General features: G+C 65.5%; 9 protein-coding genes. 4 read left to right on the top strand and 5 right to left on the bottom strand.

Translation table 11 applies throughout. The features are described 5' to 3' along the window. Positions 1–118: 118 nt before the first annotated feature. Together OPIT5_11850 and OPIT5_11845 are read right to left on the bottom strand one after the other, a co-directional pair. Positions 119–1,066, bottom strand: coding sequence for a glycosyltransferase family 1 (locus tag OPIT5_11850; GenBank protein AHF90795.1), 948 nt, complete (start codon positions 1,064–1,066; stop codon positions 119–121). Between the two features lie 89 nt (positions 1,067–1,155). Continuing rightward, positions 1,156–2,253, bottom strand: a complete 1,098-nt coding sequence (locus tag OPIT5_11845) for a LacI family transcriptional regulator (protein AHF90794.1) — start codon at positions 2,251–2,253, stop codon at positions 1,156–1,158. Between the two features lie 89 nt (positions 2,254–2,342). On the opposite strand from OPIT5_11845, the gene OPIT5_11840 reads away from it, so the two are divergent. The 3 genes from OPIT5_11840 (at position 2,343) to OPIT5_11830 (ending at position 7,482) form a co-directional block, all read left to right on the top strand. Continuing rightward, positions 2,343–3,113 carry an N-terminal cleavage protein gene (locus OPIT5_11840; GenBank protein ID AHF90793.1) on the top strand — a complete coding sequence of 257 codons (771 nt, stop codon included), beginning with the start codon at positions 2,343–2,345 and terminating at the stop codon, positions 3,111–3,113. A 195-nt stretch (positions 3,114–3,308) separates the two neighbouring features. After that, positions 3,309–5,252 (top strand): hypothetical protein, encoded by a 1,944-nt coding sequence (locus tag OPIT5_11835; protein ID AHF90792.1) that lies wholly within the window; start codon positions 3,309–3,311, stop codon positions 5,250–5,252. Positions 5,253–5,367: 115 nt separating this feature from the next. After that, complete coding sequence (locus OPIT5_11830) at positions 5,368–7,482, top strand: 9-O-acetylesterase (protein ID AHF90791.1); 2,115 nt, start codon at positions 5,368–5,370, stop codon at positions 7,480–7,482. Between the two features lie 198 nt (positions 7,483–7,680). Here the strand turns inward: OPIT5_11830 and OPIT5_11825 are convergent, their stop codons facing one another. Together OPIT5_11825 and OPIT5_11820 are read right to left on the bottom strand one after the other, a co-directional pair. Further along, positions 7,681–8,664, bottom strand: a complete 984-nt coding sequence (locus tag OPIT5_11825; protein ID AHF90790.1) for a dehydrogenase — start codon at positions 8,662–8,664, stop codon at positions 7,681–7,683. 98 nt (positions 8,665–8,762) lie between these two features. Then, positions 8,763–9,809, bottom strand: a complete 1,047-nt coding sequence (locus OPIT5_11820; GenBank protein AHF90789.1) for a LacI family transcriptional regulator — start codon at positions 9,807–9,809, stop codon at positions 8,763–8,765. Between the two features lie 11 nt (positions 9,810–9,820). Here OPIT5_11820 and OPIT5_11815 point away from each other — a divergent pair, with 11 nt between their 5' ends. Then, on the top strand, positions 9,821–10,909 hold the full coding sequence (locus OPIT5_11815) for a glycosidase (GenBank protein ID AHF90788.1): 1,089 nt from the start codon (positions 9,821–9,823) through the stop codon (positions 10,907–10,909). Positions 10,910–11,033: 124 nt separating this feature from the next. On the opposite strand, the gene OPIT5_11810 is transcribed toward OPIT5_11815, so the two are convergent. Next, complete coding sequence (locus OPIT5_11810; GenBank protein AHF94318.1) at positions 11,034–11,723, bottom strand: hypothetical protein; 690 nt, start codon at positions 11,721–11,723, stop codon at positions 11,034–11,036. Positions 11,724–11,842 lie beyond the last annotated feature (119 nt).

Below are 11,842 nucleotides of genomic sequence, written 5' to 3'. Positions count from 1 at the left end.
CCTGATTCTTTCCCCGGTCACTCACCATGCGCGTCTTACGGATGCGGGCTCGCCTGTCGGGGAATCCGGAGACGTGATACATCGTGGCCGCCCGTATTGCGTGGCTTGCCTGCCTCGTTCATTCAGCGCACGCGCGCCGCAACCGGCGGAATCCGGTCACGCCCGCAAGCGCCGCGATACCCGCCAGCAATGTCAGCGTGGACGGTTCGGGGATCGAGGAAAGCGCAGTGCCAGGCGCGAGTGAAAGGATGTTGGTACCGTTGACGGTATCCGACAGCGAGTCCCACGCGCCGAAGTTGTCGAGCCACATGCCGTAGGCGGAACCGACCACCGAGCTGCTGAGCGAAAACCCCGTGGCAAAACCGGCGGTGATCGAGCTCCAGCCGACGCTATTTTCCGCACCAAGGGAGATACCGGAGTAACTTGTGCCGTCGAAACGATAAATCGCGGAACTACGATTATCAAGCGTGCCGAGCGTGTCGGGAAGGGTGATGGTGGCGCCGGAGCGGTTGATAACGATGGTGACACGATAGGGCATGGAGGCCACCGTGCTGGCGCTGAAAAGACTGGTGCCATCGCGTCCGCTGGCAGTGCGCCCCTCCCCGGAAATGCTGACTTGCGAGGCGCTGTCACTGAAAACGTCAAAACTGACGACGAGGACGCCGCCATTGCCCGTCATCGAAGCGATGGCGGCTTGCTGAAGCTGGAAATTGATGGAAGCCGCCGTCGAGGCGCCACCAATGTAAAGCGCATTGCCCGACATGAACGCGGGCGCGCCGCTTTTGCGCACCTCCGGCGAGACTGTGCCAAGGTTGCTTGGAGACGTTGCAGTAAACGTATCATTATTACCCGTACTGTTGATCGTGAGCGCCGCCGCGCCGGCCGACGTGTTGTAACTTTCAAAATCCGCCTGCCAGATCAGTGAGGCTTGCACGGCAGGGACGGACAACAGCGCGGCGAACAGAAAGGCAGACGGACAGAGAGCCAATCGGGATACGGAAGACCGGATGGAGCGAGGTTTCATGGTGATGAGTAAATCAGGGTTGCGTTTTGGTGACTGAAACAACGGACAGATGCCGTTTTCTTCCCCACCAATCCCCTTCCCGCTCCCCTGCTACAATGCAGACGGATTTTAACCCGTTAAAATCCGCCCCGTCAAACCGGCGCCCTCGCCGGACGCAGCGTCGTGCCCTCCACAAAATCGCTCGCAATAAGAAGCACCCGCGGCTCCGCCTTCTCGCACTGCACGTTGCCCTCCACCAAGCTTGCCAGCAACTCCGCCGCCGCGATGCCGAGCCTGGTCGTGTTCTGGCACATGCCGGAAAAAATGCCGCCGCGCTGACAGTCCAGATGCAAAAAGCCCAGTTCGTCCGGGATGCGCCTGCGCAGTCGGCGCACCCAATCCCACACCTCAAGCGTCAGGCCCACGATCACCTCGGGCTTCCGGCGGGCGAACCAGGCGCGAAACGCCTTCTCCGACCACTCGCCCCAGCCACCCGTGCCGCCGCCCCGCCCGCCTGGGGACGCGCTCCACGGAAACTCCATGATTTCCAACTCCGGCATCTGCATCCGCGCCACTTGCAGCCCGGCGGACCAGAGCATGTTGACCTGCCGGGTGTCGTTTTCACTGATCACCGCGCCAATCCGCCGGTAGCCGCGCGCCGCAAGCCGGCGCATGGCCGTATCCACCGTCTGGATATGGTAGTTGCACACGCGCGGCGGATTCGGCTGCGCCAGCGAATAACCGAACGTCACCACGCTGAAATCCTCCAGGTTGATGTCGCGCAGCGCGCGCCACCATGTTCCGGTCCGGTCTTGCGGCAGCGGGGGCACCAGCACGCCCCGGATGCCGCGGGCGCGCAGCACCTGCTCCAGCCGGCCGGGATGGTTTGCATAATCGCCAAGCCAGAAATGCTCCAGACGGTAGCCCAGTTCCAGACCACGGCGCGCGGCACCCTCGAAATACTCGGGATACGTCAGGTAGGTTTTCCAGACATCGCGCTCGCGAAACACGGTGATGAATCCCAGCGCCGCCTGATACGTGACCTCTCGCTGCGCGCGCAGGCTCGTCATGAGCGCTCGCACCATCGGATTGGGCCGGTAGCCCAGCTCCTGCGCGATCCGCTGCAACCGCAACCGCGTAGCCGCCGCCACCTTCGGAGAGTTGCGCAACGCCATCGACACCAGCGCCCGCGTGACGCCCGCGCGGTCGGCGACGGTTTGCAGGGTAACAGGTGTGTCAGGTGGCGGCATCGTCGGAAAGACAAGCGACGGGCCGGATTTTAACGAGTTAAAATTGTCGCCGGTTGCGCCCTCCTGCCCTCCTGAGCGATTGTCCTGTCATGTTTCCCAAAGCCATGCCCAATCACCAGCCTTCCTCTCCCCGGTCCTCCCCGTCCTTACGCTCCGGTTTCACCCTCATCGAGTTGCTCACCGTGATCGCCATCATCGGCATTCTCGCCGCGATCCTCATCCCGACCGTCGGCGCGGTCCGCGACAAGGCCCGCGCAATCGAAGGCACCAACCAGATGCGGCAACTCGCCATCTCCGTTCTCAGTTACACTGCCGACCAGCGCAACGGCACGCTCCCCGGCCCGCTCTACATGGACCAGACAATCCGTTACTGGAACTCCAACCCCGAGTCGACGGCTTACAATCAAGGTCTGCTTTTGACCTTCATTCATCCCTACCTCGGCCTCGCCACTCCCGCAGGCTCGGGACAACGCGACGCTACTTCCATTCTGACTGGCGCCCAGCGCGCGTGGGAGGCGCGCAAACCCTACACGGGTTTGACCGTCTTTTTCACCGTCCCGCAATCCAGCAACGACCAGTGGGGAGCGAAGGACAGTCCTTTCGGCAACAAGAACAAGGGCTGGCCTCCGCACTCCATCAACAGCATCGAAAATCCGACCGCCGTTGACACCTCCAACATGCCCGTGTCGCTCCGCGACAACTCGCGCACGATGCTTCGTTCCGCCGACAAGGACTCTATCTTCGTCTCCGCCGGCAAGGATTGCCCCGACCGTCCGATCCACGGCGGACGCCGCCACATCGCAATGTTCGACGGCTCCGTCCGCTCCTTCTCCGCCGCCGAAACCAACCGCGTGCCGTGAAAAACAACAAGGAGCGTAGCTTGCGACGGTATCTGCTTGGCCAGCACGCCCCCTGTAGCTGCGAACGTAAGTTCGCAGCTACGCTAAACGCTTACTTGCGACGCCTCGCGCCTGCGGGACGAAGTCCACATTCCTCACAGGCTTCGTAAGCGCAGTCCCCGCAACCCCCCCGCTCCCTCTCTTCCATCCGTTTTCATGATTCTGCGCAGCCCCCTCCTTTTCATCCTCGCATTCGTTGCCGGCGCCAGCCTCGGCGCCGGCGTTTTTGCCATCCCCGCGCGCGCCGCCACCTGGCATACCGACGCCGCCGGCGGGAGCGACACCCACAGCGGGCGCACCCGCGCCGCCGCCTTCGCCACCCTCCAGCGCGCCATTGATGCCGCGCAACCCGGCGACACCGTCATCGCGTATCCAGGAATATATTACGAACACGTCGTCCTCCGCCGCGGCGGCACGGCGGACGCCCCCATCCGCATCATGGCCGACCGCGTCGAACGCGACCGCGTCATCATCACCGGCGCGCAACGCGGCATCCGCGAGAAACAGGTCCCCTGGGAACTCGTTGACCGCGAACTCGGCCTCTGGCGCATCCCCCTCGGCTACCGCCCCGCCCGCGTCCTCACCAACCGCGCCGATCTCCTCGCGTACCCCACGCTTGCCGACTTGCGCGCCTTCCGTTTCCTCGCCGACGACTACCCCGGGCACAAACACGGTTTCGCCTGGGACCCCGCGACCAGGCACCTCTACATCCGTCTCCGCGCCGACGGACGCTACGGCCCCGTCGATCCCGGCGACGCCACCATGGCCGTCTCCCCGCCAACCGGCGCCGGCAGATTCGGCGTGTATCCGAATCGCCCGGACAACCATAACCTGACTCTCGCCTTTTCCGGACCGGCCCACGTCATCATTGACGGTTTCACCTTCGAGACACCGGGCATCGCCGGCGTCCGCACCGACGCCTCCGACCTCACCCTCCGCAACAACTGGTTCTACGGCTGCCGCGTCGGCATCTCCGCCCCGCGTGACGATGAACCCGGCGCTCGCAACCGTCCCCGCGCCGACCGCGTTCTGGTCGAGAACAACTACTTCACCCAGTTCCCCGCCTACGCCGACATCGAGGACTTCACGCCCGCCGAGCTGGCCGCCCAGCGCGCACGCTCCGAATGGTGGCAAAAAATCATCCACTGGCAGCGCAAGGGCACCCTGCCCCTCCCCAACCAGGGCCCCGGCTATGCTTACGGTTACGAAGTCGGCGCCTTCCACGGCATCGGCGACGCCTGGGAAATCCGCAACAACCACTTTTACGACATGTTCGAAGCCATCAACGGCGGCGGCTCCGGTCACAGCACCAACGCCAATATCCACCACAACCGGTTCGAACGCATCTGCGACAACGCCATCGAAGCCGAGCCCCGCGCCCGCAACCTGCGCATCCACCACAACCTCGTCCTCGACACCTTTGAGCCGTTCTCCTGGCAACCCCTGAGCGGAGCGGATGCCGCCGCGCTTCCAGGCCCCATCCTCATTTACGACAACATCATCCTCCAGACGCCGGACGCGCAGGCCTCGTCCCCCGCCAACACCGGCGCCGTCTTCAAACTCGGCATCAGCAAGGACGACCGCTGGTGGAAAGCCCCGGCCTCCACCTCCGCACACACTGACGCTCCGTGCCTCGGAGGCTTCTGGGTTGCGCACAACACCGTGCTTACCCCGTCGGGCCGCATCCTCACGCTCCTCAACCCGCCCGACCGTCCCCTGCGCGACTTCTACTTCGTCAACAACATCCTCCTCGCCCACACCCTCTCGCCCCGCGCCGGCGACTCCGGCATCATTTTTGACAATAACCTCGCCGCCTTCAAGGGAGGCTTCCCCAGTGTCCTTGCCCAAACGACCGTCGCCGCCCTTGCCGCCACCGCCGCCGGTCCCCACGGACGCGGCCTGCCCGCCAACGCAATCACTGCCGATCCGGACAATCTTTCCCGTCTCGCCGCCGCCCACCGCCTCGGCCTCGACCGCCTCGCGCTCGCCAAACTCGCCGCGACGCTCCCTGTCCCCGACGAAATCCCCACGCGCCCCGCGCCCGGCTCCGTCCCCCTCGACTTCCCCGTCGGTCCGCAGCCGCGCGACGGACATCCGTGAACGGAAAGCACGCGTCTGAGAACGGTTGCTTCGCGGAATGGCGTGACAGACAGGCCGATCCCGGCCTGAATGCCGCACGATTCCAGTAACCCGACCCTTTGCCCGATCACTCCTCATGCGTTTCTCCCGTATCGTCACACTCGCCCTGCTCCTGATCACGTCCGCCGCTGCGCCCCGTTTCGCGCACGCCGACGTCACGCTGCCCTCCGTGTTTTCCGACCACATGGTCCTCCAGCGTTCCGCCGCCACGCCCGTCTGGGGACGCGCCGCACCCGGAGAAAAAATAACGATCACCCTGGCGCCCTCCGCCGCCGCCTCTTCATCCGTCGCTCCTTTGGCCACCGCGAGCACGACCGCCGGCGCCGATGGCCGCTGGCGGATCGATCTCGATCTCTCCGGCGTCGCCCGTATCCCCGCCGGTCCTCACCGGCTCGTCGTCAAGGCCGCCAATACCCTCGCCATCTCCGATGTCCTCGTCGGCGAAGTCTGGCTCGCCTCGGGCCAGTCCAACATGGCCCGCACCATGAGCGCCAGCGCCTCCAAGGACGAAATCGCCGCGTCCGTCAACAACAGTATCCGTTTCTTCACTGCATCGCGCAAAACCTCGCCCACGCCGCTTGCCGACGTCGCCGGCAAATGGGTCGTCGCCGCGCCCGATACCACGCCCGGTTTTTCCGCCGTCGCGTATTACTTCGCCCGCCAGCTTCAGGCCGAACTCGGCGTTCCCTTCGGCGTCATCCATTCGAGCTGGGGTGGCACGCCCGTCGAGGCCTGGACCAGCCTCGACGCCCTCAAATCCGACCCCGCGATCAGCCCCGCCGCCACGGCGCAAGTGACCGCCTTTGCCGATTTCCCCGCGACCAAGGCCGCCTGGCTCGCCGCCCTCAAACCCTGGCTCGCCGCCAGTCAACGCGAAGACCGCCCCACCCCGCCCGACGCTCTCGCCGCCTTCACCACCGGCCCCGCCACCGACGGAGCCGACGGATGGACAAAAGTCCGTCTCGCCGGAAAACTCCCCGGTGAGCGCATCCTCTGGGTCCGCCGCGACATCACGGTTCCGCCCGCCGACGCGGGCAAACCCCTGACTATCGACATCGACGAAATCGTCGGCATCGACACCGTTTACCTCGACGGGAAAAAAATCGGAGGCCGCACCCTCGAAACCTTCGACGGCGAGGGACGTTCCCGCCTCAATTCCCGCCGTCAGTATCGCGTGCCCGCATCCGACGCCACCGCCGGCCGCCACACCCTCGCCATCCGCATCCATGCTCCGCTCGGCGAATCCGGCATCAACGCCGGCTACTTCACCGCCGGCTCGCAAAAACTTTTCGGCGACTGGCTGCTCAAGACCGAGCATGCCTTCGCTCCGCTCACGCCCGCCGCCCGCGCCGCCAGTCCCGGTCCGCTCAAGGCTCCGCTCCGCCCCTGGAACGTCCCCGCCTCGCTCTACAACGGCATGATCGACGCGCTCGTGCCCTACGGCCTGCGCGGTTTTATCTGGTATCAGGGAGAGAATGACGCCGGCAATCCGCTCCGCTACCGCGCCACGTTCCCGCTGCTCATCAACGACTGGCGCGCCCGCTGGGCCGGCTCGGGACTGGCCACCGCCGCCACGCCGCTTTCCTTCTACTGGTGCCAGCTTCCCAACTTTCAGGAAAAAACCGACGACCCGAATGCCTCCCCCGGCTGGGCCGGCATTCGTGAGGCGCAGACGCTGACCCTCAAACTCCCCCGCACCGGCCAGGCCGTGCTCATCGACGCCGGCGAGGCCGGCGACGTTCATCCGAAAAGCAAACACGAAGCCGGCGCGCGCCTCGCGGCGCTGGCTCTGGCTCATGATTACGGCAGCCCCGTGGAGTATTCCGGACCCGTTTATGATGCGATGACGATCGAGGGCCCGGCGATCCGCGTCCGGTTCAAACACCTCGGCGGCGGCCTCGTGGCCCGTCCGGTTCCGGCCGAATACCTTTATCAGAGCGTGCCGCAACGCGTGACCAGACCGCTGAAACGCAACAGCCCCGACAGCCAGCTCGAAGGTTTCCTCATTCGCGGCGCCGGAGGGAAATGGGAATGGGCCGACGCCCGCATCGACGGCGAGACGGTTATCGTCTCCTCGCCCCGTGTGCCGAAGCCCGAGGCCGTCCGTTATGCCTGGTTCCCGAACCCGACGTGCAATCTCTACAACGCCGCCGGCTTCCCCGCGTGTCCTTTCCGCACGGATACGGATTGAGCGACCGGCTGGCGTGGCACGGGCTTCCAGCCCGTGGGTTTGCGTGGCATGGCCATCCTTGGCCATGTGCTCTGAAATCATGGGCTGGAAGCCCATGCCACACGGAGAGGCGCCGTCCACGGGCAAGGATGCCCGTGCCACCTCCCGTCCGCCGCCTGCGACCCACTTCAAACTTCAAATTCCCAACTTCTCCAACCCTCACACCACCCGGTCGAACATCCCTTCGCCACCGGCTTCGAACACCCGCAGGTTTTTCAGGAAATGGTCTGCGATGGCTTCGTCCTGATCGCGCCGACCTCCGGCCGAGTGCGGCGTGATGTAGCAATTCGGCGCCGACCACAGCGGATGTTCCGGCGGCAGCGGCTCCTGTTCGAACACGTCGAGATACGCCCCGCCGATCCGTCCGCTCCCCAGCGCCTCCAGCAAGGCGCGGTTATCCACCGTGGTGCCGCGGCCGATGTTATAAAAACGGGCGCCCGGCTTCACTGCCGAGAGCCGGCGCGCGTTGATGTAGTTGAGCGTGGCCGCGTTGTCGGGCAGCACGTTGACCACGTGATCCGCCTCGGCGAGGACGGCCGTCAGCTTTTCTTCGGAGATCACATGCACGCCGCGCTCGCTGTAGGCCCGGCGGCGCACCGCATAGATTTTCATGCCGAACGGCGCGAGCAACTCCACCAGCCGCCGGGCGATCGCGCCGTATCCGAGCAGCACCACCGTCTGGCCGTTGAGCAGCACGCAGCGGCGGCGCACCTCAAGAAATTTCCAACCGCGCTCGCCGAGCTGTTCGGCATGCGCGGGCAGCAACTCGCGCGCGAACGCCAGCATCATGGCGAGCAGATGCTGCGCGCACGGTTCGGCAAACACGGACGACGCATTCGTGAACGCGATGCCGCCGGTCTTGAGCGCGTCCATGAAGGCGGGCGTGTCGTAACGCGTGTAACCGGCGCTGGTCAGGGCGATCCAGCGCAGGCGTCCGCCGTCGAGGCACGTCGCCGGATCGGGCTGGCCGAACGCGATGGTGGCCTCGCGCAATGCCGGATCGGGCGCACTCGCCGTGAGGACCGATGCGCCCGCTTTCGTGGCAAAAATCACCCGATGCGGCGCGGCGGCTTCGAGGAAGCGGGCGCGGGTGGCGTCGTTGAACACATAGTTGCACCAGATGGTTTGCGTTTGCGGCTGCATGAGAAAGCCGAAGCCTTGCCCGTTTCCCGCGCCGCCGCAACTTCCTTGGGAAAGCCGATCGGGAGATCGGTGTTCCCGGGTTACTTCCGCCGGGTTTTTCACGTCGCGTCGTGCCAGCGCCCTTCCACGAGGATCGTTTGCGGCCGCAATGCGGCGGCGGTCTGCGGGTTTTCCAGCAGGGAAAACAACAAAAACGCCGCCGTCCGCCCCACGCCTTCGCCGTCGATGAAGATGCCGGGCCAGGGCGTCCGGTCCGTGTAGTTGGCGAGGCTGACAAACGCGCAGGCTCCGGCGCGGCCGGCGGGCGGCAGCAGGGACGGGATTCCCCGGTCCGGCGAGAGCACCACGTCCGGGCGGTGCCGGCGCAGCCACGCGCGGAGCCAGCCGACGCGGTCCTCGCCGGCCGGGACCAGCAGCGGCGGCGGCGCTTCGGGAAAATCCCGATGCGTGCGCGCGAGGTAAGCCCCGAGCCGCATCTCGCAGGTGCGCTCGTTGTTGAGCGGATCGAGAACCAGTCCCGGCCGCCGCCAGCCGGCGGCTTTCACGCGGGTCAGCGCGGTCAGCATGTCGGCCGAATGGTGGTCGGCCACGCGATGAACAGGCACGCCGCGGATGGAAAGATCGAGCGCCACGCCGAAAAACCGCGACCAGTCGAGCGGCAACGTCCAGCGGCTCGTCCTGTCGGCAGGCATGAGCAGCAGTCCGCGGATGCCGCGCTGGTCGAGGATGCGCCGGAGGCGGGATGCGTCGGGATCTCGCGCCTCATCCCAGCGGAGCGGGTCGATCGCATAACCGCGGTCTGTCGCCACCGGGCGGATACCGCGCAGGCACAAGCCAAAGTAGCTTTCTCCTTCGGCGGGCAGCGACGGCCCGCCGTAAACCAGCGCGACGGTGGCATCCGTGCGCATGCTCCGGCCCGTCCGCCGCGCCTGCATGAAGGCCGCCAGTTGCGGGTTGGGCCGGTAACCCGCCTGCGCCGCCACCGCCGCCACATGCTTGCGGGTCGCTTCCGACACGGTGGGATGCCCGCGCAACGCATACGATGCGGAAGCCAGGCTCACGCCGGCCGCCTTCGCCACGTCGCGCAGCGTCGGCGATTTCGCCGCCGGACGAGGCCCGTGCGCGTCGGATATGAACGTGTTCATATGCGGACACATTGCCTGTTCCGGCGCGGCGGGCCAGTTCTGTTCTCCGGTTTTTTTCCGCACCCGTTATTCCCCGTTCTTCTATCATGCTCACCCGTCATCCCGCCAATCCCGTCCTGAAACACACCGACTGTCCCTTCAAGGCCACGACGGTGTTCAACGCCGGCGTCGCCAGATACCAAGGGCGCTACGTCATGCTTTTCCGCAACGACTACGGCACCTGGGGTCAACCGCCGCCCTTCGAGGGCACCAATCTCGGGCTGGCCTGGAGCGACGACGGCATCCAATGGACGGTGGCCCCGCAGCCGGTGCTCGACGAGGAGCGCGCCCGCGTGGCGCTGGCCGGGCTCTACCACGTGTCGCGTTTCGGTCCGCAGGAAATCCGCCGCGTGTACGATCCGCGCATCACGGTGGTGGACGGACGGCTGATCCTGTGTTTCGCGGTGGATACCGCCCACGGCGTGCTGGGAGGGGTGGCCACGACGGAGGATTTTTCGTCGTTCGAATTTCTCAGCCTCTCCGCGCCGGACAACCGCAACATGGTCGTCTTCCCGGAAAAGATCGGCGGCAACTATGTGCGCCTGGAGCGTCCGTTCCCGATCTACGGCCGTGGCAAGCCGGAGGCGTTCGAGATCTGGGCGAGCCGCTCGCCCGACCTGCGTTACTGGGGAGACACGCGGCTGGTGCTGGGCAGCGAGGAGGTGCCGTTTGCCAACAGCAAGATCGGCCCCGCCGCCCCGCCCGTGCGCACCCGCGCCGGCTGGCTGACGCCGATCCACAGCGTGTTCAAGGATGCTGAACATCCGCTGAAAGGCTGGGAGAAATCGCCGTGGACGAAGCGTTACGATGCGGGCCTGATGCTGCTCGACCTGGACGATCCGACGAAGGTGATCGGCCTGTGCCGCCAGCCGCTCCTCACGCCCGAGGCCGACTACGAACTCGACGGTTTTCGCGGCAGCGTGATTTTCCCCTGCGGCCTCATCCTCGAGGACAGCGGCGAGGCGCGCCTCTACTACGGCGCGGCCGACACGGTGGTGGCGATGGCCAGCGCCCACGTGGACGACCTCATCGCCGCGTGCGAACCGCTGCCGGGGGTGTGAAATCTTGCGGGACGGGGCACGGGCTTCCAGTCCGTGTCCCGGAGGGCGTGAGGGCCGTGGCCGTGCCACTTTTCCCGCCAATCCCGTTCACGTCGCCTACGGCTACGGTTCAACCTGAAACGCTCTATTGTTTGTTCCAGTGCGCCGTGTGCCAGGGTTTTCCCCAATCATGGATTTTGACGTCGTATTTGATGATTTCGACATGGCCGTCAAAAAACCCATACGCCGTTGCCGTGCGTCCCATGTGAAGCTTCGCGGCGTCGGGTGAACCGACGATTTCCATGCAACCGGTGCTCGGCGTGCCGTCGTTCGGAATCACGCTCCACTGGACCGACACCCGTTCAGCCAGCAAAATCATCTGCGAGGGCCTTTCCGGATTATACCACTTTTTCTTCGCAAGGTTGAAATCAACAACTGCGTTCCGGTTGATCGAATAACTGCGTTTTTCTTTTTCGGGGTCCTTGCGAACGGTGTTGTCCGCCGGACATGCAAAGGCGCCGCGACCACGGAGGGCTGGCCAGGTTTCCCGCAGTTTTTCGATCCAGCCGTCAATGTTGCCGGAGCGTCCGGCATCGGGAAACGCGCCGCGGTTGTCGTCACGGTTGAGCAGGAATGCGAGGGCGATTTGACGGACGTTGCCGCGGCATTGGGCGGCACGGGCGGCGTCCCTCACTTTACCCGTCACGGGCAGGATGATCGCCGCAAGGATTCCGATGATGGTGATAACGGTCAGCAGTTCAACGAGGGTGAATCCGTCCGGGGCGCGGCGGGCACGGGTGCAGGGGTCGGTTTGGAGATGCGGATGAGTTGTCATGGCTATGGCCAAGATAAGCGAGCACAGCGGGGCGCGGGGGGAGGGAGAAAACGGGGGAGGGACGGCGGCGTTCGACCTGGTTGAACGAACGCGGGCGTCCCGGACGAAATGATTGTAGT

This window comes from Opitutaceae bacterium TAV5 (assembly GCA_000242935.3).
GTDB lineage: Bacteria > Verrucomicrobiota > Verrucomicrobiia > Opitutales > Opitutaceae > Geminisphaera.
The sequence above is the reverse complement of the archived record's forward strand: the minus strand, read 5'-3'. Positions and strand labels throughout refer to the sequence as shown.